This is a genomic window from Mesorhizobium sp. M0772, assembly GCF_040320135.1.
Classification (GTDB): domain Bacteria; phylum Pseudomonadota; class Alphaproteobacteria; order Rhizobiales; family Rhizobiaceae; genus Mesorhizobium.
Genome location: NZ_JAMYPB010000001.1, coordinates 35,579 through 60,764 on the forward strand (window position 1 = coordinate 35,579; position 25,186 = coordinate 60,764).

Sequence of the window (25,186 nt, forward strand, 5' to 3'; positions counted from 1 at the left end):
GGACCAGCATGGCAGCAGACAGCAAACGCATCGCATCCATCATCGCGGCAGAGATCGGGGCGCGGCCGGAGCAGGCATCGGCAGCTATAGGGCTGCTCGATGAGGGCGCGACGGTGCCGTTTGTGGCGCGCTACCGCAAGGAGGTCACCGGCGGGCTCGACGACACCCAATTGCGCGACCTTGCCGAGCGATTGGCCTATCTGCGCGAACTCGATGCGCGCCGCGATACCATTCTCGGTTCGATCCGCGAGCAGGGCAAGCTGACCGAAGAACTTGAGGCCAAAATTGTGGCTGCCGCCACCAAGGCTGAACTGGAAGACATCTACCTGCCCTACAAGCCCAAGCGGCGCACCAAGGCCGAGATCGCCCGGGAGCGCGGACTGGGGCCATTGGCGGAGGCTATTTTGGCCAACCGGTCGTTGGTGCCCGCCGAGGCGGCGCTGGCTTATGTGACCGAGGATGTGACCGACGCCAAGGCCGCACTGGAAGGCGCACGCGACATCCTGTCGGAACAGTTCGCGGAAAATGCCGATCTGGTCGGCAAGCTTCGCACCTACATGAAGGAGCGCGCTTTCATGCGTGCCCGTGTCGTCGACGGTAAGCAGGAGGCCGGGGCGAAATTCTCCGACTATTTCGAGCATGTCGAGCGCTGGGCCAATGTTCCGAGCCACCGTGCGCTGGCCATGCTGCGCGGCCGCAACGAAGAGGTGTTGTCGCTCGACATAGAGGTCGATGCCGACGATGCCTCGCCGGTGAAGCCGGTCGAGCGGATGATCGCCAATGCCTACGCCATCGGCGGCAGCCTGCCGGGCGACCGCTGGCTGATGGAAGTCGTCGGCTGGACCTGGCGGATCAAGCTTTCGCTGCACCTGACGCTCGATTTGATGCGTGACCTGCGCGAGCGGGCGGAGGAAGAGGCGATCCATGTCTTTGCACGCAACCTCAAGGATTTGCTTCTGGCGGCACCCGCCGGCTCGCGGCCGACCATGGGGCTCGATCCCGGCATCCGCACCGGCGTCAAGGTCGCGGTGGTAGATGGCACCGGCAAGGTGCTGGCGACGACGACCGTCTATCCATTTCCGCCGCGGAACGATGTGCGCGGCACACAGGCCCATCTCGCAGCACTCATCCGCCAGCATAAGGTCGAGCTGATCTCGATCGGCAACGGCACCGGCAGCCGCGAGACTGAAAAGCTGGTCGCCGACATGCTGTCCGACATGCCTTCGGATGGTGGGCCAAAGCCGCTCAAGGTGATCGTCAGCGAGGCCGGCGCCTCGGTCTATTCGGCCTCGGCGACAGCGGCGGCTGAGTTTCCCGGGCTCGACGTGTCGCTGCGCGGTGCGGTGTCGATCGCCAGGCGCCTGCAGGACCCGCTCGCCGAACTGGTCAAGATCGAGCCGAAATCCATAGGCGTCGGCCAGTACCAGCATGACGTCGACCAGTACCGGCTTGGCCGCTCGCTGGAGGCGGTGGTGGAGGACGCGGTGAATGCTGTCGGCGTCGATCTCAACACCGCCTCGGCGCCGCTCTTGGCCCGCGTGTCAGGCCTAGGCGCTTCGCTTGCCGACGCCATTGTCGCGCATCGGGATGCGACCGGGCCGTTCGCCAGCCGCAAGGAACTGCTCAAGGTAGCGCGGCTCGGCCCGCGCGCGTTCGAACAGTCCGCAGGCTTCCTGCGCATTGCCAATGGCAGCGAGCCGCTCGACGCCTCGTCGGTCCATCCGGAAGCCTATGGCGTGGCCAAGAAGATCGTCGCTGCCTGCGGCCGCGATGTGCGCTCGCTGATGGGCGACAGCGCAGCGCTCAAGGCGCTCGATCCGCGAGTCTTCGTCGACGAACGCTTCGGCCTGCCGACGGTGCGCGACATCATTGCCGAGCTGGAAAAGCCCGGCCGCGACCCGCGCCCCGGCTTCAAGACCGCAACCTTTGCCGATGGCATCGACGACATCAAGGATCTGAAGCCCGGCATGCTTCTGGAAGGCACCGTTACCAATGTCGCTGCCTTCGGCGCCTTCGTCGATATCGGCGTGCACCAGGACGGGCTGGTGCATGTCTCGCAACTGGCCGACCGTTTCATCAAGGACGCGCATGAGGTGGTGAAGGCCGGCAACGTGGTGAAGGTGCGGGTCGTCGATGTCGACATCAAGCGCAAGCGCATCGCGCTGTCCATGCGCAAGGACGGCGGCGAGGGCGGGACGCCGAAGGGGCCGCGCGACAATGGCGGCGGCAAGCCGGCGCAACCTTCGCCGATGCCGCAGCGTCAGCCGGTACGACCGGCACAGCAAGGCGCGTTTGGCGCAGCACTGGCCGATGCCTTGAAGCGGAAGTAGCCTCGAATGGTTCCTTGCAATCGCTAGAGCGTTATCTACCATCCTTGTGTGGAGATACGCGCGATATGGCAAGTTTCGAGAAAGTGAGTGTCCAAGAGTTGGGGCGTCTTTCGGACGAGGCCATGGCGAGTGGCAGTTCGGGCGATGGAGACCAGGCTTTCGCCCGGATCAAAAGCAAGCTCGATGCGAAAGTTGCCGAACGCAAGTCGCAAAAACGCTGCGCTTCCAGCCGGAAACCGAGCCGATGAAGCGGAAGTAGCTACCAGGCCAGAACGGCCGGTTCCTTCTCAACCTGGCTCAGCAGCCAGTCGCGAAAGCTGACGACGGGCGGGTGGCCGCGCTTGTCGTTCGGGACGACGAGGTAGTAGGCGCTGCGGCTTTGCATCGGCTGTCCCGGCGCCGGCACGAGCTGACCGCGCTGCAATTCGCCGGCGATAAGAACTTGCGGCAGGAGCGCGACGCCAAGCCCCGCCATGCAGGCTTGGGCAACGGTGCCGAATTGCTCGAACTGCATGCCGGGTCCGATCGGTGCGCTCAAGCCCTGTTCCTCGAACCATTCGCCCCAGGCCCCGGGACGCGTCGCCATGTGCAGCAGCGGCAGGCGGCTGATGTCGGCCGCGGTGGTGATATCGCGGCTGGCAAGGAAGTCTGGCGAGACCACCGGCATTACGGTCTCGCGCATCAGAAGCGTGGAGTCGGCGTCCGGCCAGTCGGGCTGGCCATGATGGATGGCGGCGTCGAGCCGCTCGCGGGCGAAGTCGAAGCGGCCGATGCGGGTGACAAAGTTGATGGTGATGTCAGGGTTTTCTGCGACGAAATCCGGGATCAGCGGCATCAGCCAACGCGTGCCGAAGGTCGGCAGTATGGCGAGGTTCAGCATGCCGCTATGCCGATTGCTCATCAATCCGAGCGCCGCGTCGCGCAATTGCCCGAGTGCCGCCCGCACGGCTTCGGCATAGATTTCGCCCGCCGTGGACAGCCGAACATTGCGGCTGTCGCGCTCGAACAGCCGGCGGCCGAACTGTTCCTCCAGAAGGGCTATCTGGCGGCTGACGGCCCCTTGGGTCAAATCGAGTTCCTGGGCGGCAGCGGTGAAGGAGCCAAGGCGGGCCACGGACTCGAAGGCGGCAAGGGCGCTGGTGCTGGGCAAAAGCCGGCGTTGGACGTTCATGATCCATTACTAAACCTCATTGATCTGTGATGCAAATTTTGTTTGATTTTTCCGAAGCGGAGGCGGATAAGCCCGAGCACTTCAAGATTTTGGGAGAGAGCGAAGCCATGGCCGCCGACAAGAACGCGTTCGTCTGGGAAGACCCCTTCCTGATCGAGAACCAGCTTTCCGAGGATGAGCGCATGGTGCGCGATGGCGCGGCCGCTTTTGCCGCGGACAAGCTCGCGCCGCGCATCGAGGAGGCCTATCTCGAGGAAAAGACCGATGCCGGCATCTTTCGCGAGATGGGCGAGGCCGGCCTGCTCGGCATCACCATTCCCGAGGAATATGGCGGGCTCGGCGCCAATTACGTCACCTACGGGTTGGTGGCGCGCGAGGTCGAGCGGGTCGATTCCGGCTACCGGTCGATGATGTCGGTGCAATCGTCGCTGGTAATGTACCCCATCCATGCCTATGGCTCGGAAGAACAGCGCAGGAAATATCTGCCGAAGCTGGCCTCGGGGGAATGGATCGGCTGCTTCGGCCTGACCGAGCCGGATGCGGGTTCCGATCCCGGCGGCATGAAGACGCGGGCCGAGAAGACCGCGAACGGCTACAGGATTTCCGGCTCGAAAATGTGGATCTCCAACGCGCCGATCGCCGACGTGTTCGTCATCTGGGCGAAGCTCAAGGGCGACAGCGGCAAGGACGAAATCCGCGGTTTCGTGCTGGAGAAGGGCATGAAGGGGCTGTCGGCGCCGAAGATCGGCGGCAAGCTCAGCCTTAGGGCCTCGATCACCGGCGAGGTGGTGATGGAAGGCGTCGAGGTTGGCGAAGACGCGCTGCTGCCCAACGCCAGGGGCCTCGGCGGCCCATTCGGCTGCCTCAACCGGGCCCGCTACGGCATTTCCTGGGGCGCGATGGGCGCGGCCGAGGATTGCTGGCACCGGGCCCGGCAGTATGGTCTCGACCGCAAGCAGTTCGGCAAGCCGCTCGCCGGCACGCAGCTGTTCCAGAAGAAGCTCGCCGATATGCAGACCGAGATCGCGCTGGGCCTGCAGGCCAGCTTGCGGGTCGGAAGGCTGATGGACGAGGGCAAGATGGCACCGGAGATGATCTCGATCGTCAAGCGCAACAATTGCGGCAAGGCGCTCGACATCGCGCGCCAGGCCCGCGACATGCATGGCGGCAACGGCATCCAGATCGGCTACCACGTTATGCGCCACGCGCAGAACCTGGAGACGGTCAACACCTATGAAGGCACGCATGACGTGCATGCGCTGATCCTTGGCAGGGCTCAGACGGGGATACAGGCGTTTTTCTAAGCTGTGCCGAATTCAAGTGAGGCCGGCCGGCAAATGGCCGATATCTGCGCTTCCGGTGCTCGCGTACCAAAAGTACGCTCTGCTCCGGTTCTCGGTATCAGCCATTTTCGACTCGGCCTGACCTGAATCTCGGCACAGCGTAGCCGGCTTCGGCTGCTTAATTTAGGTGCAGCGCAACATCTCTGCTTGGAGAATGGCCAATAGATGTGTCAGGGTTCGGCTGAAGAAACGCCGATCTCCGGGGCCCCATGGCAATACTGGCAGCCGTCTACCACCTGACCCATTACAAATATGACCGGCCGGTGGTTCTCGGGCCCCAGGTCATCAGGCTGCAGCCGGCACCGCATTCCCGCACCAAGGTGCTCAGCCATTCACTGAAGGTCGGGCCGGCGAACCACTTCGTCAATCTGCAGCAGGACCCCTACGGCAATTTCCTCGCCCGCTTCGTCTTCCCGGAACCGGTGACGGAATTGAAGATCGAGGTCGACCTCGTCGCCGACATGACGGTCTACAATCCGTTCGATTTCTTCGTCGAACCATCGGCCGAGACCTTCCCGTTCGAGTACCCCGAAGACATCAGGGACGATCTCGCCATCTACCGCACGCCGGAGCCGGCGGGGCCGCTGCTGTCTGCTTTCCTCGCAAACATCGACCGTAGCGCCACCAATACCGTCAACTTCGTCGTCGACCTCAATGCGCGGCTGCAGCGCGAAATCGCCTATATCGTGCGGATGGAAACCGGCGTGTTCTCGCCGGAGGAAACGCTGGCCACGAAAAAGGGATCGTGCCGGGATTCGAGCTGGCTGCTGGTGCAAATCCTCAGGAATCTCGGCCTCGCCGCGCGTTTCGTCTCCGGCTATCTGATCCAGCTGAAGCCCGATCTGGTCGCGCTCGATGGCCCAGCCGGAACCGCCGTCGATTTCACCGACCTGCACGCCTGGTGCGAGGTCTATCTGCCGGGCGCCGGCTGGATCGGCTTCGATCCGACGTCCGGCCTGCTCACCGGCGAAAGCCATGTGCCGCTGGCGGCCACGCCGCATTTCCGCAACGCCGCGCCCATTTCCGGCATGGCGAGCTTTGCCAATGTCGAGTTCGGCTTCGACATGCGTGTCGACCGCATTGCCGAACATCCGCGCATCACCAAGCCATTCTCGGACGAAAGCTGGCAGGCGCTGGATGCGCTGGGCAACAAGGTCGACGCCGCACTTCAAGCGGGTGATGTCAGGCTGACCATGGGCGGCGAGCCGACCTTTGTGTCGATCGACGATTTCGAGTCCGCCGAGTGGAACACCGCCGCCGTCGGCCCGACCAAGCGCGAAAAGGCCGATGCGCTGATCCGTAAATTGCGCGAACGCTTCGCGCCGGGCGGCTTCCTCCATTACGGCCAGGGCAAGTGGTATCCGGGCGAAAGCCTGCCGCGTTGGACCTTTTCGCTCTATTGGCGCACCGATGGCCAGCCGGTATGGAGCGATCCGTCGCTGATCGCGCGCGAAAAGAGCGATGCGAAGGTCGGGCCGCAGCAAGCCGAAAGCTTACTGACGGCAATCGCCGGCGAACTCGGCATCGACAAGGCGATGGTCAGCGAGGCCTATGAGGACCCGGCCGAATGGCTGCTGAAGGAAGGCAAGCTGCCCGACAATGTCGATCCGTCCAACTCCAAGCTGGAAGACCCGGAAGAGCGCAGCCGCATGGCGAAAGTGTTCGAGCGCGGGCTGACCAAGCCGTCCGGCTACGTGCTGCCGGTGCAGCGCTGGAACAGCCAGGCTTCGGACCCGCGCTGGCGCTCGGAGAAGTGGAAGACACGGCGCGGGCGGCTGTTCCTGGTGCCGGGCGATTCCCCTGTCGGTTACCGCCTGCCGCTGGGCACGCTGCCCTATGTGCCGCCGGCGCAGTTCCCCTATATCGTGCCGGTCGATCCGTCGCTGCCGCGTGGACCGCTGCCGGCGCGGGAAGCCATACTGCCAGAACCGGCTCCGGCCGAACTGGAAGGCGCCGACGAGATGGCGCGGCGCCAGCAGGCGGTATCGTTCACTGCGACGACCGGTCAGCAAGACCGGGTCGAGCAGGAGATCACCGAGATCGGCGGCGCGGTGCGTACAGCACTTTCGGTCGAGCCGCGCGACGGCAGGCTGTGCGTCTTCATGCCGCCGGTCGAGGCGCTGGAAGACTATCTGGAGCTCGTCGCAGCCGCAGAAAACGCGGCCAAGGCGATCGGCCTTTCCGTGCATATCGAAGGCTATGGACCGCCGCACGATCCGCGCCTCAACGTCATCAGGGTGGCACCCGATCCCGGCGTCATCGAGGTCAACATCCATCCGGCTGCCAACTGGCAGGACTGCGTGGCGACGACGACGGCGATCTACGAGGAAGCACGGCAGACGCGGCTTGGCGCCGACAAGTTCATGATCGACGGCCGCCACACCGGTACCGGCGGGGGCAACCATGTCGTCGTCGGCGGCGCGACGCCCAATGACAGCCCGTTCCTGCGCCGGCCCGATCTGTTGAAGAGCCTGGTGCTGCAATGGCAGCGGCGCCCGTCGCTGTCCTATCTATTCTCCGGCCTGTTCATCGGCCCGACCAGCCAGGCGCCGCGCTTCGACGAGGCGCGGCACGATTCGCTTTACGAACTCGAGATCGCGATGGCGCAGGTGCCGCATCCGGGCCAGGGCAACCCACCGCTGCCTTGGCTGGTCGACCGACTGTTCCGAAATCTGTTGACTGACGTCACCGGTAATACGCACCGCTCGGAAATCTGCATCGACAAGCTGTTTTCGCCCGATGGCCCGACCGGCCGGCTTGGGCTTGTTGAGTTCCGCGGTTTCGAGATGCCGCCCAATGCGCGCATGTCGCTGGCGCAGCAATTGCTGGTACGCGCCATCATCGCCCGTGCGTGGAACAACCCGCTTGATGGCCGCTTCGTGCGCTGGGGCACCTCGCTCCATGACCGTTTCATGCTGCCGCATTATGTCTGGGCGGATTTCCTCGACATGCTCGACGACCTCAAGCTCAACGGTTTCGAATTCCGGCCGGAATGGTTCGATGCCCAGCTGGAGTTCCGCTTTCCGTTCTGCGGCGAAGTCCAGCACGCCGGCATCAAGCTGGAACTGCGGCAGGCGCTGGAGCCGTGGCATGTCATGGGCGAGCAAGGCGCAATCGGCGGCACTGTGCGTTTCGTCGACTCCTCGGTCGAACGGCTGCAGGTCAGGACCGAAGGCCTCAACCCGGAACGTCATGCCATTGTCTGCAATGGCCGAATCGTGCCGATGAAGGTCACCGACAATCGCGAGGTCGCGGTGGCCGGTGTGCGCTTCAAGGCCTGGCAGCCTTCGTCGGGCCTGCATCCGGCGCTGCCGGTCAACACGCCTTTGGTCTTCGACATTTACGACCGTTGGTCGGGGCGGGCGGTGGGCGGCTGCGTCTACCATGTCGCGCATCCAGGTGGGCGCAGCTACGACACTTTCCCGGTCAACGGCAATGAGGCCGAGGCGAGGCGTCTCGCCCGCTTCGAGCCGCGCGGCCATACGCCGTCGGCCTATGTGCTGCGCAATGAAGAAGCCTCTGAAGACTTCCCCATGACCCTTGACCTCAGGCGGCCAGCAAGACTCTGATCAGCGATGGCAAAGGGGAATCAGAAAAAGGTCCGCGGCAAGCCGCTGAGGCACAGTCTGCTGGAGCACTACCAGCCGATTGACGGCGTCGTCGACGAGATGGTCGATGCTTCGGGCCATCCGCGTCCGGCCTGGGCGCCCTTCATCGAGGCGCTGGAGGAGCTGGGTCCCGAAAAGCTCGGCCAGCGCTTTGCCCGCGCCGACCAGTATCTGCGCGATGCCGGGGTCTACTACCGCGTCTACGACAAGGCCGGCGCCAATGAGCGCGAATGGCCGTTGGCGCATATCCCGCTGCTGATCGAAGACAAGGAATGGGCAGGGATCAGCGCCGGTCTCGTCCAGCGGGCCGACCTTTTCGAGGAGATAGTCGCTGATATCTACGGGCCGAACCGGCTGATCGAGAAGGGAATCCTGCCGGCAGGCCTGATTGCGGCGAGCCCCGAATATTTGCGCCCCGTCGTCGGCACCATGCCGGCCAGCGGTCATTTCCTGCATTTTTGCGCCTTCGAGCTCGGCCGTGGGCCGGATGGAAGCTGGTGGGTGCTGGGCGACCGCACGCAGGCGCCGTCGGGCGCCGGCTTTGCGCTGGAAAACCGCGTCGCCACGACGCGGGCTTTGTCCGACATCTATGGCGAGATGGATGTGCATCGCCTGGCCGGTTTCTTCCGTCGCTTTCGCGATGCTCTGATCGGCATGGCGAAGGAGAATGACGGCCGCGTCGCCATTCTGACGCCGGGGCCGCTCAACGAGACCTATTATGAGCACGCCTATATCGCCCGCTATCTCGGCATCATGCTGCTCGAGGGCGAGGATCTGACCGTCTCCGGCGGTAAGCTGATGGTGCGCACGGTTTCCGGGCTGATGCCGATCAGCGTGCTGTGGCGGCGGCTCGATGCCGCCTTTGCCGATCCGCTGGAACTGAGGTCGGACTCGCATATCGGCACGCCGGGGCTGGTCGAGGCGATCCGCCGCGGCACGGTGTCTACGGTCAATGCGCTGGGGTCGGGCTTGATGGAAACCCGGGCGCTGCTCGCCTTCCTGCCGAAGATTTCGCGCGCATTGCGCGGCGAAGAACTTCTGTTGCCAAGCGTGGCCACCTGGTGGTGCGGGCAAGCAACCGAACGGGCCCATGTGCTTGCCAATATCGATCGCATGGTGATCGGTCCGGCGCTGTCGACGCGGCTGGCCTTCGAGGATGACGGCCAGACCAGGCTCGGTTCGGCACTGACGCCGGAGGAGCGCATCGCGCTGATTGCGCGCATCGGGAGCGATGGCAGCGGTTTCGTCGGCCAGGAAGCGGTGACGCTGTCGACGACGCCGGTCTATGTCGGCGGCTGGCTGGAACCGCGACCGGCAAGCCTGCGCGTTTATCTGGCGCGCACGCCCGATGGCTGGACGGTAATGCCCGGCGGTTTCGCCCGTGTCGGCCTGTCGCTCGACCCGACGGCCATCGCCATGCAGCGCGGCGGCCAGGCGGCCGACGTCTGGGTGGTCAGCGACCGGTCGGTCGAGCGCGAGACGCTGCTGCCGCAGGAGCATGACAGCTTCGTCCGCACCATGCCGGGGAGCCTGCCCAGCCGCGCGGCGGAAAACCTGACCTGGCTCGGCCGCTATATCGAGCGCTCGGAAGATACGGTGCGTATCCTGCGCGCCTATCATGTGCGGCTGGCCGAGACGTCCGATCCTGACATGCTGCTGCTCGCCGATATCAGGGACTATCTCGAACCCTTCGGCATCGATCTCGAAGCGGCCATTCCGCCCGGATTGATCGGCACGCTGGACAGCGCCGTCTACAGCGCCGGACAGATCCGCGACCGCTTTTCGCCCGATGGCTGGCTGGCGCTGAAGGACCTGTCGAAGACCATTCATCAGTTCGCCACCACGGTGGCGCCGGGTGACGACGCGACACGGGCGATGACGGTCATGCTGCGCAAGCTCGCCGGTTTCTCCGGCCTGTTGCACGAGAATATGTACCGTTTCACCGGCTGGCGTTTCCTCGAGATCGGCCGGCGGATCGAGCGCGGCATCCAGATCGCCCGTACGCTAGCCCGACTGACAAGGTCCGGTGCGCCGGACGGCTCGCTCGACATGATGCTGGAGATCGGTGACAGCGTCATGACCCACCGCCGGCAATATCCGGTGCGGGCCGGACGGCGCACGGTGATCGACCTCTTGGCGCTCGACCCACTCAACCCGCGCTCGATCCTGTTCCAGCTCGAACGGCTGAAGGCGGAGATCGGCCTGTTGCCCTCGGTCGGCCCGGAGGGGCAGATGTCGCTGGCGGCCAAGGAAATCCTGCAGCTCAACACGGCAATTGCCGTCATGGAGCCATCGGAGATGTCGGCGGAGGTGCTGGACGATCTCGCAACTGAGATCGGCAACCTCTATAGCAGCCTGGCTAAAGCGTATTTCGGTTAACATGCTGTACGATATCAGGCTTCATCTCAGCTACGATTATGACGCCGCGGCCGGCGGCAGCCGGCATCAGGTGCGTGTATTGCCGCCGACCATTGCCGGCGTGCAGCGCGTGATCGCGGCCTCGCTTTCGTTTGTGCCGACCCCATCTGAGCGCACGGATTTTGCCGATTTCTTCGGCAACAATGTCACCGCGATCGCCTTTCGCGACGTCCATGACGGGCTCGACATCAGAATGAGCGCGCGCGTGTCGGTGTCACGGCCGGAGCCTGGGCTCGACGTGTCGCCCGATCTGCAGCGCCTGCGGGAAGAACTCGGCGCCGTACGGTCACTGGCGCCGGATGCACCGCATCACTTTCTCGCCGCCAGCGATCATGCCGGCATCGATGCGGCGATCACCGCCTATGCCCGCGACAGCGCCGGCGGCTCGACGGTCGGCATGGCCATCGATCTGTGCAACCGCATCCACCGCGATTTCACCTATGACGGGGAAGCGACCACGGTGCGTACCGGGGCCAGCGATGCCTTCGGTTTGAAGCGGGGCGTCTGCCAGGACTTCTCCCACATCATGATTGCCGGCCTGCGCGGGCTAGGTATTCCTGCGGGTTATGTCAGCGGCTTCCTGCGCACCATTCCACCGAAAGGGAAGCCGCGGCTCGAAGGCGCCGATGCCATGCATGCCTGGGTCAAGGTGTGGTGTGGGCGCGATGCCGGCTGGCAGGAATTCGACCCGACCAATGGCATGCGGGCCAGCAACGACCACATCACCGTTGGCTATGGCCGCGACTATTCCGACGTGGCTCCGATCGTCGGCGTGCTGAAAACCACCGGCGGCCAGGTCGGCGACCAGGCCGTCGACGTCATTCCGGTCGCGCTTGAGAAGGCCTGACAGCCTCGAAGCACAGCTTCTCAACTACGGCGATGCCCGTTATGCTCGGTTGAAACTTCGGGGAGGATCGGTCGGCAGGCATGCTGATGCGGAGTTCGGTATTGACGGCAATCAGTGTCATCATCCCGGCGCACAATGCGGCGGCAACCATAGCGGCCACGCTGGCCTCGCTTCGTTCCGAAGCCGAGGTTATCGGCGAGGTGCTGCTGGTCGACGATTCCTCCTCGGACGGGACGGCAGAAGCCGCGCTGAATGCCGCCACGCAATTCTCGTTGCCGTTGCGCGTGCTCAAGAGCAGCTGCCGGGACGCGGGCGGCTCCCGCAATGTGGCGCTGGCGCAGGCGCAATGCTCCTGGATCTACCTGATCGACGCCGACGACTTGCATCTGGAGGGCGGGCTGCGGTCGATGCTGGTCCGGGCGGGGGGCAACCGGCCGCCGACATGGTGATCGGCGCCTACCGTCGGCGCACCGATGGCGAGAACCGGAACCTCAAGCTTCCAGCCGGCTACATAGAAGACGGTATAGCCAATGCCTCGGCCTATCTGGAAGGTCACATTCGCTCGATCGCCGTGGGCAGTGCGCTGGTTTCCCGGCGGGTCGTCGGCGACACGCGCTTCCCGACCGGGCTTGCCTATGACGAGGACACGCTGTTCTGGTCCAGGCTGATGGGCAGGGCGTCGCTTGCCCTGATCGTGCATCCCGTCATGATCTACCACGTTTCGGCAGTGCGTTCTGATGATCGCTTCATCACCAGGCCGGTGCGCCGCTTTCTCGACTGGCGGCTGGCGCTGCGCGAGCTGACTGACTGTGGCATCCCACTGTCGTCGCTAAAGACCAGGGAGGGGCTGGTCGCCCTCAAGATCGCCCGGGTTCACTATGCGCGCGGTGATCTGGAGACGGCGGCGCGGTTCCTGAGGATCGCGGCGGCGGCGCCGAAGGTGCGGTCGAACACCTGGCGCTGCAGGCGCTACCAGCTGAAGCTGGCGCTGCGGCGCTGGTTTTCCTCTCCGCGCGTCCAGTTGCAACGTGCCTGAATCAGCCCCGCCGCAGCTTGCCGTCATTGTCATCGGCTATCGCGCGCCGGCTCAAATCGTCGAGGCGGTGACATCCCTGCTGGATCAGGATGAGCCGCTCGAGATCATGGTGGTCAACTCGGGCGGAGGCGAGGTCATGGCGCTGCTGACCGGCGCCGGGGTCAAGGTGCCAGTGATCGAGGTCGGTCGAAGGCTGTTTGTAGGCGCAGCCCGCAATCTCGGCATTGCGGCCACCAAAGCGCCTTTCGTTGCCTTTCTTGCCGATGATTGCCTCGCCTGTTCGGGCTGGGCCGAGACACGGATGCAGCGGCATCTGGCTGGCGACCGCGCCGTGGCGAGCGCGATGGTGAATAGCCATCCGCGCAATCTGATCGCCTGTGCGGCTAATCATGTTCATGCGACGGCTTCCCGGTCTGCCGTCGGATCGTGCGCTGCGTTACGGCGTGTCGTTCGATCGGCGGCTGTTCGATGAATTTGGCTTGTTCGATGAAACCATGCCTGCTGCCGAAGACACCGAATTCCTGGGGCGGCTGCCGCAGGAACTGCAGCCGGTGTGGGAGCCTAAGGTGCAAACCGTTCATCGCAACGAAACCCGGCTGTCCAGATTGCTTGCCGATCAGTACAGGCGCGGCTGTCGCCGCGGCGATTACCTCGCAGCGTCCGCCCTGAACACTCCGTTTCGGTGTTTTCGCGACACGTTTCGCGATCGGCGGAATGCCCGCAAGCTGGCGAAGATCGGGCTTTCCGATCGGGATAGAACTTTCGCGATGATGTCGATGCCAATTGTCTGGCTTGCCCTGCTGGTCAAATCCGTGGGTGTCTATATTGGCGTGCGAAATCGCGTGAAAGCGGCAACAAGAAAATGATAACGAGCCAAATCAAGCCTCGACGCTGGCGACGGAGCCGACTGTTCTGGACGCGCCAGAGAACGGTCGCAGTTTTCAGCTATCGTTATGACGCGCATCTGGTTGCCGATCTGATCACCAATATCGATCCGGCCGTTGACGGCTGGATTGCCTATGACGATCGCGGGGCGACCGGCGTGTTCAGCAGCGAGCCGCAGCGGCGGCGGATCTTACTCGACGCAGCGCATGAAGCTGCCGCCGACTGGATCCTGGCTATTGATCCCGATGAGCGGCTGGAACGCGGTACCGCGGAGCGGATCGGACAGCTGACGGGGGATTACAGGCGCATGGCCTGGGGGTTCCGGCTCCGCGAATTGTATTCGCCGACCGAGTACCGGGTCGACGGGCTGTGGGCCGAAAAGTTCCAGTATCGTCTGTTCAGAGCCTACGATCCGGCGAAGTACCGACCAGAGGACCTGCACGGGCTCTGGTATCCTCCCGATCTTGGTTTCAAGGCCCGCAACAGCGGGCTCAACCTCTATCATTTAAAGATGATGGAGCCGAAGCGGCGGATCGCCCGCCGCAATCTCTACCACCACCTTGATCCAAAGGGGCTCCTGCAGGATGTGGGCTATGACTACCTTGCCGATGAGGCAGGGGCCGTGTTCGAACAGATTCCGCCCGGGCGCGACTACCATCCGCCTCACGTCGACGATGGCGGCCTCTGGATGGCTGTGCCGGCTGGTGCCACCATTGGTGGACCCGACCACATTCCATAGCAACGGGGTGGAACCAGCAGTCGGCTTGGCGCTTATCTACGAGAAAAATTTCGTGGAGCGGGCATGCTTGACAAATCTGGGACGCCATCCGGCCGGTCGGCTGCCGGACGGGGGGACGATGGAGCGCCGAAGAACGGCGCGCAGACCGCTGCCGAACAGGCCTCGCTCACCTATATCAGCGACAGCGAGCCGGGGATCCGGCGCCTGAAGGCGGGCGAAGGCTTTTCCTACAAGGGCGCGAAAGGACAGGCCGTCGGCGCGGCAGCCATTGCCCGCATCAAGGCGCTGGCCATTCCGCCGGCATGGACGGATGTGTGGATCTCGCCCGATCCCGCCGGCCACATCCAGGCGACCGGCCGCGACCAGCGCGGGCGCAAACAGTACCGATACCATCCGCTGTGGGCCGCCGAGCGCGACGGCGCCAAATACTCCAGCCTTGTCGCCTTTGCCGAAAGCCTGCCGGAGCTGCGCCGCCGGATCGATGCCGATCTGCGCCGCCGTGGCCTGCCGGCCGAGCGCGTCGTGGCGGCAATTGTCTGGCTGCTCGACAACACGATGATCCGGGTCGGCAATGCCGCCTATGCCCGCGACAACAAGAGCTTTGGGCTGACGACGCTACGCGACCGCCACGTCGACATCAAGGGATCGAGCCTGCGCTTTGCCTTCAAGGGCAAGTCCGGCAAGGAATGGAAATTGAAGCTGGTCGACCGCCGCATCGCCCGGGTCGTGCGCGGCGCGCAGGATATTCCGGGGCAGCAACTGTTCCAATATCTCGACGAGGATGGCGAGAGGCATGGAGTGCGCTCCGACGATGTCAACCGCTATATCCGCGACGCGATCGGCGCCAATTTCAGCTCCAAGCATTTCCGCACCTGGGGCGGCACCATCCATGCCGCGTCGCTGTTTGCGCGGACGGAGCTTCCCGAAAGCCAGGCGCAGACCAAGCGTGTAATGAACGCCGTCATCGACAAGGTGGCCGAGCGGCTCGGCAACACACGCGCCGTCTGCCGCAAATGCTACATCCATCCACAGGTTTTCGAAGCCTGGGTGGAAGGGCGGCTGCTTAGCGAAATGACCGAGGCCAACAAGCGCAAGCGATCGATAGACGGTCTCGATGATGAAGAGGCTCTTGTGCTGAGATGGTTGAAGGCAAGCGAAGGCTGACAAAAATGGCGTAACTTTTTTGTCGACGCCATGTCGGCATAGGCCCTACTGTTTCGTCCTTTGAGACAGAAAAGGACGTCCCATGCTCTACGCTATCCTCTGCTATGCCTCCGAAGATGTCGTCTCCTCCTGGAGCAAGGCACAGGATGACGAGGTCATGGCAAAGCTCATGCATGTGCAGGAAAAATACGCTCAAGCCGGCCGGCTTGGGCCGGTGGCGCGGCTTTTGCCCACCACCGCCGCGACGACGCTGCGCAAGGTCAAGGGCGAATCGGTCGTCATCGACGGCCCGTTTGCCGAGACCAAGGAACAGTTCCTCGGCTTCTACACGCTGGAATGCGCCGATCTCGACGAGGCCGTCGACTTCGCGCGCGAGCTTTCCGAGGTCAATCCCAGCGGCGGATCCTATGAGATCCGACCGGTTTCCGTCTTCAACCCAACCAGAGTAGCCACATGACAGACCTCGCCTGGATAAGCTCGGCGATCAGCGCTGCCCGCCCGCAGGCTATGGGTGCGCTGCTGCGCTATTTCCGCAATCTCGATACGGCGGAGGAAGCTTTCCAGGACGCGTGCCTGAGGGCACTCAAGAACTGGCCGCAGAACGGGCCGCCGCGCGATCCTGCGGCCTGGCTGATCTTTGTCGGCCGCAACACCGGCATCGACGCGGTGCGCAAGCGCGCCAAGCAGGCGCCGATGCCGGAAGAGGACCAGATCTCGGACCTGGAAGATGCCGAGAGCGATATCGCCGAACGGCTGGACGGCGCGCACTACCGCGATGACATATTGCGGCTCTTGTTCATCTGCTGCCATCCGGATCTGCCGCCTACGCAGCAGATCGCGGTGGCGCTGCGCATCGTCTCCGGTCTCACCGTCAAGCAGATCGCGCGTGCGTTCCTGGTCGGCGAAAGCGCCATGGAACAGCGTATCACGCGCGCCAAGGCGCGCATTGCCGATGCCGGCGTGCCATTCGAGACGCCCGGCGCGGTCGAGCGCTCGGAGCGGCTCGCCGCCGTTGCCGCCATGGTCTATCTGATCTTCAACGAAGGTTATTCCACCAACAGCGGCGAGGCGCCGGCGCGTGCGCCGCTTTGCGAGGAGGCGATCCGGCTGGCGCGCCTGTTGCTGCGGCTGTTCCAGACCGAACCGGAGATCATGGGCCTGACGGCATTGCTTTTGCTGCAGCATGCGCGCGCGCCGGCCCGCTTCGACGAGAATGGCGAGATCGTGCTGCTCGACGACCAGGACCGCTCGCTGTGGAGCCGCAAGATGATCGACGAAGGCCTGGCGCTGGTCGACAAGGCCCTGCGCCACCAGAAGCCCGGACCCTACCAGGTGCAGGCGGCGATCGCCGCCCTTCATGCGCGGGCGGCAACCCCCGAGGAGACCGACTGGACAGAGATCGACCTGCTCTACAGCCTGCTGGAGGCGATGCAACCTTCGCCGGTGGTGACGCTGAACCGTGCCGTTGCGGTCGCCAAGGTGCGCGGGCCGGAAGCTGCCCTTGCCATGATCGAGCCGCTAGGCGAGAGGCTGTCCGGCTATTTCCACTTCTTCGGCCTCAAGGGCGGTCTGTTGATGCAGCTCGGCCGTGGCGAAGAGGCGCGTGTCGCCTTCGATCGCGCCATTGCGTTGGCCAACACGGCAGCGGAAGCCGCCCATATCCGCATGCATATCGACCGGCTGATGCGGGACGGAGCCGTGAAGGCGCCGGCGAAGACAGCGCACTAAGCCTGTTCCTCCTCTGGCTCAATCGTGCAATCCCGGCTTGGACCATGCCGGGGTGGCGATTTTCCCCTGAAACGAGTAATGGCACGCCATGACAGCGCCTGCGGCATGCGGGCGATAATGGCGCCAAGGCTCGACCGCCGCCCTATGATGGCGAGCGGATCTGAAAGGGATAAAAATGACGATAGCGAAGGAAACGGCCGAACTTCTGGCGAAACTGGGTGTGGCCAAGGACGCGCTGACCGGCGGCGACCTCGTCGTGCGCAGCCCGGTGACGGGTGAACAGATCGCGGCGCTGAAGACGATTTCGCCGGCCGATGCGGCCAAGACCATCGATGCCGCGCACACGGCGTTCCAGGCCTGGCGGATGGTGCCGGGTCCCCGACGCGGCGAACTGGTGCGGCTGCTCGGCGAGGAGTTGCGCGCGCACAAAACCGAGCTTGGCCGGCTGGTGTCGATCGAGGTCGGCAAGATCCCGTCGGAAGGCCTCGGCGAAGTTCAGGAAATGATCGACATCTGCGATTTCGCCGTCGGCCTTTCCCGCCAGCTCTACGGTCTAACCATCGCCACCGAGCGTCCGGGACATCGCATGATGGAGACCTGGCATCCGCTCGGCGTCGTCGGCGTCATTTCGGCCTTCAACTTCCCGGTCGCGGTGTGGTCGTGGAACGCGGCGCTCGCGCTGGTCTGCGGCGACGCCGTGGTGTGGAAGCCCTCGGAAAAGACGCCGCTGACGGCGCTCGCCTGCGAGGCGATTTTTGCCGGCGCGGTCAAGCGCTTCGGCGCAGATGCGCCGCATGGCCTGGCACCGGTGCTGATTGGCGACCGCTCCGTCGGCGAGATCCTGGTCGACCACCCGAAGGTGGCGCTGGTTTCGGCCACCGGCTCGACCCGCATGGGCCGGGATGTCGGCCCGCGGCTGGCCAAGCGCTTTGCCCGCGCCGTGCTCGAGCTCGGCGGCAACAATGCCGGCATCGTCTGCCCGACCGCCGATCTCGACATGGCGCTGCGCGCCATCGCCTTTGGCGCCATGGGCACCGCGGGCCAGCGCTGCACGACGCTGCGGCGCCTGTTCGTGCATGACAGCGTCTATGACACGCTGCTGCCGCGGCTGAAGAAGGCCTATGAGAGCGTCTCGGTCGGCAACCCGCTGAAGACGTCTTCGCTCGTCGGGCCGCTGATCGACAAGGCGGCGTTCGACGCCATGCAAAAGGCGCTCAAGGAAGCCACCGCTCACGGCGGCAAGCTGACCGGCGGTTCGCGGGTCGAGAATGGCCATCCCGATGCCTATTACGTGCATCCGGCGCTAGTCGAAATGCCGAAGCAGGTGGCTCCCGTCACCGAAGAAACCTTCGCGCCGATCCTCTATGTAATGAAGTACTCCGATTTCGATGCCGTGCTCGACGAGCACAATGCGGTCGTCGCCGGACTGTCGTCGTCGATCTTCACCCGCGACCTGCAGGAATCCGAGCGCTTCCTCGGCGTCGATGGTTCGGATTGCGGCATCGCCAACGTCAACATCGGCACGTCGGGCGCCGAGATCGGCGGCGCGTTCGGCGGCGAGAAGGAAACCGGCGGCGGCCGCGAGAGCGGCTCCGATGCCTGGAAGGCCTATATGCGCCGCGCCACCAACACGGTGAACTATTCCAAGGCGCTGCCGCTGGCGCAGGGCGTGTCATTCGACATCGATTGAGATGCTGCGCCCGGCTTTTGACCAGTTGATCCACCCGAACCCGTCGGGCGGATCGCTGCCGCTCGCGCGGATCGTTCCGCTTTCAGGCTTCGCCCCCGCTGTCCAGATGTCCGTATCCCGACGGCGGAAAGGCCACCTCGGCCATGCGCCCGGACGGGTCCTCGCGGTCGGCACGATCGGCTGCGCAACAGCGTCTGCGCCGAACGTTCAGCCAGCGTGCGGCGACGCCGGTCGGCAGGCTTCGAACGCGGCATCGATAACGGCAAGCTTGGCGGCCTGGACGGTCATGTATTCCTGGTAGAAGCTGTTCGACACCCACATCACCGAATGCCCGCGCCGGCCCAGCCAGCCGACGCTGCCGAGCTTTTCGGCGTCGCGCAATTTGCGCGCAAGATGGGTGCGCGAGAGTTTTAGCCAACTGGCGAATTCGCCGATCGAAACCACGCTGGTCGGGATCCGGTCGAGGCCGGCATTGTCGGGATCGATGCCAGACATCAGCCAATCCATGACGATGCCGCCATTGTTGAGCCAGATGAACAGCGAAAACGTCTGCTTGGGCTCACGCACAGGGTTGGAGGAGAGCAGGCCTTCCGCCACCAGCGGCTGCAGCCTGGCAATCATGCCGTGCTGCTTGAGAAACGCGGCGAGGCGGTCGCCGCCGTCGAGACCGTCGAGCGTGCGCAGATGCGCAACCACCCAGCCGTCGAATTCCTTCAGCGTCGCTGCCGTCACCTGAAAGGGATGGGCTCGTCCGTCACCGGTGTGCGGCAGGTATTCGATGATGTGATAGTGCAGCATCTCCTTGATGAAGGCTTCGGCCGTGTTGCGGCTAGCGACGGAATAGTGAAGCACGGCATCGATGAAGCGGGCCAGTGTCAGTTCCGTGCGGGGATCGCGCGGGTCGCGGGCGAAATGCAGGGCTAGGCCGGTGTGAGCCAGCAACCAGCGCTGTTGCGTGGCGAACACGGCGGCCAGGCGTGGGCTCGTTTCATAGATATGCAGCAGCGCCTTCGACTGCGCCTCGACATGACGGTGCAGCGCCGGATGGCCGGCAATATATTCGAAATTCAGCGCCATCCTCCTCGTCCTCCGGCCAGCCCCCCGGCAGCGAAGACGTGCAATCACATTTCCAGCCTTAGCTGCCCGTGTCCAGCCATGCCAACCCGGAAAAAAGGCCTAGAGCGAGCCTGGGCTATCGTTCCGGCTATTACGGCCGCAACCGCGAGGTGAAGGAGAGCCATCGCGTCCTAGCCACGAAGACCACATCGTGGCAAACTTCTTGTTAACCACATGCTCGGTGAAAATATCGGATTAACCTCAGATGCCACTATCGAGGTTATGTTCCGTTCCTTAGCGTTCAATATGAGTTCAAGGGATGTGTGGATTCGGGGGTTATTTCGGGTCAATCCGGGATGCGGAAGCTTTGCTCACGCACATGGTAGCCGCAATTGCCCATCGTGGGCCGGATGAGCAAGGGAAATTCGTAGCACCCGATGCCGGGCTCGGGCATGCGCGGCTGTCGGTGATCGGCATCGGCGATGGCCAGCAACCGATGTCCGACGAGGCCGGCAATTTGACGATTGCGTTCAACGGTGAGATTTTCAACTACATAGAACTGCGCGAAGGGCTGATCGCCAAGGGCCGACACTTTCGGACGTCGAGCGACACAGAGGTCATCCTTCAGCTCTATGAGGAGATGGGCGAAGACTGCTTGTCTCTCCTGAACGGTGATTTCGCCTTGGCGATATGGGACAATCGGCAGCGACGAATGGTGCTTGCACGAGACCGGATGGGTGTCCGGCCGCTCTTCTACACAAGTAATGACGGGGTGCTTTACTTTGCCTCGGAGATCAAAGCCCTGTTGAAGGTCCCGGGCGTCTCCGCTGAAATTGATCCGATTGCGCTGGATCAGATCTTTACGCTGTGGGCGCCGATCGCTCCGCGCACGGCGTTCCGCAATATCCACGAGTTGGAACCGGCAAGTGTGATGATCGCGACGCAGGGGCAGGTCACGGTCAGACGATACTGGCACCTGGACTATCCGCATCGTGATGAGCCGTCGAAGATCACGAACGAGGACCACGCGGCAGAGGAGTTGCAAGCCCTTCTGACCGATGCGGTGAGGCTTCGCATGCGGGCCGACGTGCCGGTCGGTTCCTATCTTTCCGGAGGGCTCGATTCGTCGCTCGTTTCGGCGCTTGCCGCCGGCATGACTCCTCGGAGACTGGAGACATTTTCCGTAACCTTCGACAGCGCCGAGCATGACGAAAGCGCCTTTCAGACCGAAATGGCCTCGGCGCTCGGCACGCGCCACCACGCCATAGAATGCGGCGCCCGCGATATCGCCAGCGTCTTTCCTGAGGTCATCCGCTTTGCCGAGCGGCCGATTATCCGCACGGCGCCAGCGCCACTCTACAAATTGTCCGCCCTGGTTCGCCAGGCCGGCCTGAAGGTGGTGCTGACGGGTGAAGGCGCCGACGAGGTCTTCGCCGGTTACGACGTCTTCAAGGAGGCGCGTGTCCGCCGGTTCTGCGGGCGGCAGCCCACATCGCGCATGAGGCCGCAGCTGTTCCGCCGGCTTTACCCGTATCTGCCGGGCCTGCAACAGCAATCGGTGGAGTATCTGGCTGCCTTCTTCGGCACCAGCAACGCTGCCCTCGACGATCCGCTGTTCTCGCATCGGCCACGCTTCAAGACCACGGCGGCGGCGAAAATCTTCTTTTCCGGCGACCTGCGCGCGACGTTGAAGGGTTATGACGCAGCTGAAGAGCTGACCAGCCGCCTACCCGAGGCGTTTTCCCTATGGCATCCGCTGCATCAGGCGCAATATCTCGAAACCCGCTTCCTCCTGCCCGGCTACATCCTCTCCAGCCAAGGCGATCGGATGGCCATGGCGCACGGCATCGAAGGGCGGTTTCCTTTCCTGGATCATCGCGTGGTAGAGTTCGCGGCAAGACTTCCGCCGGAGATGAAACTGAAAGGCTTGATGGAGAAGCACATATTGCGCAAGGTGGCCAGGCACCACCTTCCGGCGGCGATCGGTAAACGCACCAAGCAACCTTACCGCGCCCCGGAGGCCCGCTCCTTCGTCGGGGCGGAGGAACTAGACTATGTTCGTGACTGCCTGGGCGAGGCGAGCATTACCGCCGGCGGCCTGTTCAACGCCAAGGCGGTGGCCAAGCTCCACGAGAAATGCCGCATGGAGACCGCGACCGGATTTCGCGACAACGCCGCCTTCGTCGGCATTCTGTCGACGCAGCTGTGGCAGAAGAATTTCGCCGGCCAAGCGGTCGGCGCGGCAAGAGCGGCCTGAGACGGCGAGGAAAAGGAAAGACACGATGACGGCAATCAAGGACAGGGTCAGAAGCTTTATCGTCGACAACTTCCTGTTCGGCGACACCTCCTACAAACTGTCGGATTCAGCCTCGCTGATCGAGAACGACATTATCGACTCGACTGCGGTGCTTGAGCTGGTGGCCTTCATCGAGGACAATTTCGGCATCGCGATGGTGGATGCCGACATCGTTCCGACCAACCTGGACTCGCTTGACCGCATCTCGTCCTTCATCGAGGCGAGAGCACAAACGCTGGCAGCGTAAGCGCCAACGGCGAGGAACGTCCCGTGCGGATCGAGCATTTTCTGGTGGCGAAGGCTGCTGCCCACCCGGCCAAGACGGCATTGGTCACCAGGGGCAAAAGGCTGAGCTACGAAGAACTCGACGACCTTTCGAGCCGGCTGGCCACCGCTCTCTTCATGAATGGGATCAGGCGCGACGACCGCGTTCTGATCTTCATGGACAATTGCTGGGAGGCCGCCGTATCGATCTTTGCCGCACTCAAGGCAGGTGCGACCTTCAGTCCGATCAACCCCTCCACAAAGGCCGACAAGCTCGGTTACGTCATCGCCGATTGCGACGCCAGGGCGGTCCTGACGCAGGCGAAGCTGGTGCCCGTGGTCACCGAAGCCTGCGCATCGCAAGGCAAGACCGGCATCTTCGTGGCTTCCACCCCTGGGGCCGATGGGCAATGCCCGGCAGGGGCCGCGTCCCTGACTGACTGCCTGACGTTCGATGGCGCGGAGGTGAACCATCGCGGCATCGACGTCGACCTTGCGATGCTGATCTACACGTCAGGTTCGACCGGCCGGCCCAAGGGTGTGATGATGACGCATCGCAATTGCGACGCTGCCGCGGGGTCGATCGCCACCTATCTGCGCAACGCGCCGGACGACATCATCCTGAACGTCCTCCCGCTTGCCTTCGACTATGGCCTCTATCAGTTGCTGATGGCAGTCAGGCTCGGGGCCACGCTGGTGCTCGAGAAGTCCTTCGCCTTCCCGCACGAGATCTTCGAACGCATCCGCAAAGAGGGCGTCACCGGCCTTCCGCTGGTGCCTACCATGGCGGCGATGATCCTGCAGATGCGTGATCTGGCGCCGGGTTTCCTGCCCAGCCTCCGCTATATTTCCAACACCGCGGCCGCCTTGCCGCCAGCCCACATAGAACGCCTGCGCTCGCTGCTGCCCGGCGTCCGGATCTATTCGATGTATGGGCTGACCGAATGCAAGCGCTGCACCTATTTGCCACCCGAGGAACTTGACCGCCGGCCAGGGTCGGTCGGCATAGCCATCCCCAACACGGAAGCCTTTGTCGTCGACAACCTTGGACAACGCGTGCCGGCGGGCGTGGCAGGTGAGCTCGTTATCCGCGGTCCGCACGTCATGCAGGGCTATTGGCGCAACCAGGCCGCGACGGAACGAGCGCTCCGGCCGGGGCCTAACCCTTGGGAAAAGGTGCTCTATACGGGCGACCTGTTCCAGACCGACGAGGACGGCTTTCTCTATTTTGTCGGGCGTAAGGACGATATCATCAAGACGCGTGGCGAGAAGGTCGCCCCCAAGGAAGTGGAGGCAGTGCTCCACGCCCATCCAGGTATCGCGGAAGCGGTGGTCGTCGGCGTGCCGGATCCGGTGCTGGGGCATGCGATTGGCGCGCTCGTCGTGCGGTCCGATCCGGCGCTTGGCGGAAAGGACATCATTCGTCACTGCGCGCGGCACCTGGAGGATTTCATGGTCCCCAAAATCATAGAGTTCCGCAGCGAATTACCGAAGACGGAGTCGGGCAAGGTCAGCCGCCGGCTCGCGGCTGAGATGATGGAGGCCGAGCAATGAACATCGGCTCAACCCAGGATGCGCCGGCCTTCACGCAAGCCCTGGTCATCGATCCCGCCGCCGAAACGGACAGGATCGTGGCGGCCCTGCGCGAGCAGTTGCGCGGCATTCGCAAGCGCGGCCTCGTGCTCGGTCTTTCGGGCGGTATAGATTCCAGCGTTTCGGCTGCATTGGCCGCGCGTGCCGTCGGCCACCAGAATGTGCTGTGCGTGCTCATGCCGGAAAGCGATTCCGACCCCGAAAGCCTGCGACTCGGCCATCTGGTCGCCGACACTTTCGGCGTCGAGGCCGTTGTGGAGGATATCGGGCCGACCCTGCGGGCAATGGGCTGCTATGAACGCCGCGACGCCTTCATCCGCGAAATGGTCCCGGACTATGGCAAGGGCTGGGCCTCAAAGATCGTGATCGCGAACGTGCTCGAAGGCGAGGGCTACAACATCTCCTCGCTGGTGGTGCAGGACCCGCAAGGCAAGCAGACGAAACTGCGGATGCCGGTGGCGGTCTATCTCGGCATCGTTGCCGCCACCAACATGAAGCAGCGCACCCGCAAGCAGATCGAATATTATCATGCCGACCGGCTGAACTTCGCCGTGCTCGGCACACCGAACCGGCTGGAATACGATCAGGGGTTCTTCGTCAAGAACGGCGACGGCGCCGCCGACGTCAAGCCGATCGCGCATCTCTACAAGACGCAGGTCTATGCGCTAGCCGCCTATCTCGGCATTCCGGAAGAGGTCCGCAACCGGCCGCCGACCACCGACACCTACTCGCTGGCGCAGACGCAGGAAGAATTCTACTTCTCCCTGCCTTACGATCGGATGGATCTGTGTCTCTATGGCCTCAACAACGGCGTGTCCGCCGAGGTGGTAGGGCAAGCGGCGGGATTGACCGCCTCACAGATCGAACGCGTCTGGGCCGACATCGCCGCCAAGCGAAAGGCAACGCGCTATCTGCACCTGCGCCCGCAGCTCGTTGACGGCGTGGACGAAGTCGGCTCCTGACCTATGCATATCGAGCAAAAGTGATCCGGTCTTGCGATACGACATGCATGAAAGAA

The 25,186-nt window shown here is 63.8% G+C and carries 21 protein-coding genes; 19 read left to right on the forward strand and 2 right to left on the reverse strand.

Going from position 1 to position 25,186, the window contains the following annotated elements; translation table 11 throughout:
* Positions 1 to 8: 8 nt before the first annotated feature.
* Both NKI06_RS00180 and NKI06_RS00185 read left to right on the forward strand, forming a co-directional pair.
* Positions 9 to 2,330 carry a Tex family protein gene (locus NKI06_RS00180; RefSeq protein WP_352983421.1) on the forward strand — a complete coding sequence of 774 codons (2,322 nt, stop codon included), beginning with the start codon at positions 9 to 11 and terminating at the stop codon, positions 2,328 to 2,330.
* Positions 2,331 to 2,395: 65 nt separating this feature from the next.
* A complete protein-coding gene (locus NKI06_RS00185) occupies positions 2,396 to 2,578 on the forward strand; it encodes a hypothetical protein (RefSeq protein ID WP_352983423.1) in 183 nt (60 codons plus the stop codon).
* A gap of 11 nt (positions 2,579 to 2,589) precedes the next feature.
* On the opposite strand, the gene NKI06_RS00190 is transcribed toward NKI06_RS00185, so the two are convergent.
* Positions 2,590 to 3,501 (reverse strand): LysR family transcriptional regulator, encoded by a 912-nt coding sequence (locus NKI06_RS00190; protein ID WP_352983424.1) that lies wholly within the window; start codon positions 3,499 to 3,501, stop codon positions 2,590 to 2,592.
* 107 nt (positions 3,502 to 3,608) lie between these two features.
* Here NKI06_RS00190 and NKI06_RS00195 point away from each other — a divergent pair, with 107 nt between their 5' ends.
* From NKI06_RS00195 to amaB, 13 genes are all read left to right on the forward strand, one after another.
* Positions 3,609 to 4,805 (forward strand): acyl-CoA dehydrogenase, encoded by a 1,197-nt coding sequence (locus NKI06_RS00195; protein ID WP_352983426.1) that lies wholly within the window; start codon positions 3,609 to 3,611, stop codon positions 4,803 to 4,805.
* Positions 4,806 to 5,053: 248 nt separating this feature from the next.
* Entirely contained in the window at positions 5,054 to 8,413 is a 3,360-nt protein-coding gene (locus NKI06_RS00200) for a transglutaminase family protein (protein ID WP_352983429.1), read from the forward strand.
* Between the two features lie 6 nt (positions 8,414 to 8,419).
* Positions 8,420 to 10,831 carry a circularly permuted type 2 ATP-grasp protein gene (locus NKI06_RS00205; protein ID WP_352983431.1) on the forward strand — a complete coding sequence of 804 codons (2,412 nt, stop codon included), beginning with the start codon at positions 8,420 to 8,422 and terminating at the stop codon, positions 10,829 to 10,831.
* A gap of 1 nt (position 10,832) precedes the next feature.
* Entirely contained in the window at positions 10,833 to 11,717 is an 885-nt protein-coding gene (locus NKI06_RS00210; RefSeq protein WP_352513977.1) for a transglutaminase family protein, read from the forward strand.
* A gap of 80 nt (positions 11,718 to 11,797) precedes the next feature.
* Positions 11,798 to 12,166: a glycosyltransferase family A protein gene (locus NKI06_RS00215; RefSeq protein WP_352983433.1), complete on the forward strand. Its 369-nt coding sequence runs from the start codon at positions 11,798 to 11,800 to the stop codon at positions 12,164 to 12,166.
* The gene (locus tag NKI06_RS00220; RefSeq protein ID WP_352983436.1) at positions 12,160 to 12,753 is read left to right on the forward strand and encodes a hypothetical protein; all 594 of its coding nucleotides are present in this window, start codon (positions 12,160 to 12,162) and stop codon (positions 12,751 to 12,753) included. Before NKI06_RS00215 ends, NKI06_RS00220 begins: the two co-directional genes overlap by 7 nt.
* 67 nt (positions 12,754 to 12,820) lie before the next feature.
* A complete protein-coding gene (locus tag NKI06_RS00225; RefSeq protein ID WP_352983625.1) occupies positions 12,821 to 13,225 on the forward strand; it encodes a glycosyltransferase family A protein in 405 nt (134 codons plus the stop codon).
* Complete coding sequence (locus tag NKI06_RS00230; protein ID WP_352983635.1) at positions 13,143 to 13,619, forward strand: hypothetical protein; 477 nt, start codon at positions 13,143 to 13,145, stop codon at positions 13,617 to 13,619. The genes NKI06_RS00225 and NKI06_RS00230 overlap by 83 nt, the downstream gene beginning before the upstream one ends.
* Positions 13,616 to 14,377: a hypothetical protein gene (locus NKI06_RS00235; protein ID WP_352983437.1), complete on the forward strand. Its 762-nt coding sequence runs from the start codon at positions 13,616 to 13,618 to the stop codon at positions 14,375 to 14,377. Before NKI06_RS00230 ends, NKI06_RS00235 begins: the two co-directional genes overlap by 4 nt.
* A gap of 63 nt (positions 14,378 to 14,440) precedes the next feature.
* Entirely contained in the window at positions 14,441 to 15,541 is a 1,101-nt protein-coding gene (locus tag NKI06_RS00240) for a DNA topoisomerase IB (RefSeq protein ID WP_023683452.1), read from the forward strand.
* 82 nt (positions 15,542 to 15,623) lie between these two features.
* Positions 15,624 to 15,998, forward strand: coding sequence for a YciI family protein (locus NKI06_RS00245; RefSeq protein ID WP_023671781.1), 375 nt, complete (start codon positions 15,624 to 15,626; stop codon positions 15,996 to 15,998).
* Positions 15,995 to 17,269: an RNA polymerase sigma factor gene (locus tag NKI06_RS00250; protein WP_023707663.1), complete on the forward strand. Its 1,275-nt coding sequence runs from the start codon at positions 15,995 to 15,997 to the stop codon at positions 17,267 to 17,269. The genes NKI06_RS00245 and NKI06_RS00250 overlap by 4 nt, the downstream gene beginning before the upstream one ends.
* 175 nt (positions 17,270 to 17,444) lie before the next feature.
* Positions 17,445 to 18,959: an L-piperidine-6-carboxylate dehydrogenase gene (amaB, locus tag NKI06_RS00255; protein ID WP_352983440.1), complete on the forward strand. Its 1,515-nt coding sequence runs from the start codon at positions 17,445 to 17,447 to the stop codon at positions 18,957 to 18,959.
* Between the two features lie 207 nt (positions 18,960 to 19,166).
* Here amaB and NKI06_RS00260 read toward each other — a convergent pair whose 3' ends face one another.
* The gene (locus NKI06_RS00260) at positions 19,167 to 20,036 is read right to left on the reverse strand and encodes a hypothetical protein (RefSeq protein WP_023691700.1); all 870 of its coding nucleotides are present in this window, start codon (positions 20,034 to 20,036) and stop codon (positions 19,167 to 19,169) included.
* A 298-nt stretch (positions 20,037 to 20,334) separates the two neighbouring features.
* Here NKI06_RS00260 and asnB point away from each other — a divergent pair, with 298 nt between their 5' ends.
* From asnB to nadE, 4 genes are read left to right on the forward strand one after another with little or no spacing between them, the layout of a single operon-like run.
* Entirely contained in the window at positions 20,335 to 22,272 is a 1,938-nt protein-coding gene (gene asnB / locus NKI06_RS00265; protein ID WP_023737699.1) for an asparagine synthase (glutamine-hydrolyzing), read from the forward strand.
* 25 nt (positions 22,273 to 22,297) lie between these two features.
* Positions 22,298 to 22,558 carry an acyl carrier protein gene (locus tag NKI06_RS00270; RefSeq protein WP_023686311.1) on the forward strand — a complete coding sequence of 87 codons (261 nt, stop codon included), beginning with the start codon at positions 22,298 to 22,300 and terminating at the stop codon, positions 22,556 to 22,558.
* Between the two features lie 23 nt (positions 22,559 to 22,581).
* Complete coding sequence (locus NKI06_RS00275) at positions 22,582 to 24,129, forward strand: class I adenylate-forming enzyme family protein (protein ID WP_023737700.1); 1,548 nt, start codon at positions 22,582 to 22,584, stop codon at positions 24,127 to 24,129.
* Positions 24,126 to 25,130 carry an NAD(+) synthase gene (gene nadE / locus NKI06_RS00280; RefSeq protein ID WP_023710993.1) on the forward strand — a complete coding sequence of 335 codons (1,005 nt, stop codon included), beginning with the start codon at positions 24,126 to 24,128 and terminating at the stop codon, positions 25,128 to 25,130. The genes NKI06_RS00275 and nadE overlap by 4 nt, the downstream gene beginning before the upstream one ends.
* Positions 25,131 to 25,186: the final 56 nt, after the last annotated feature.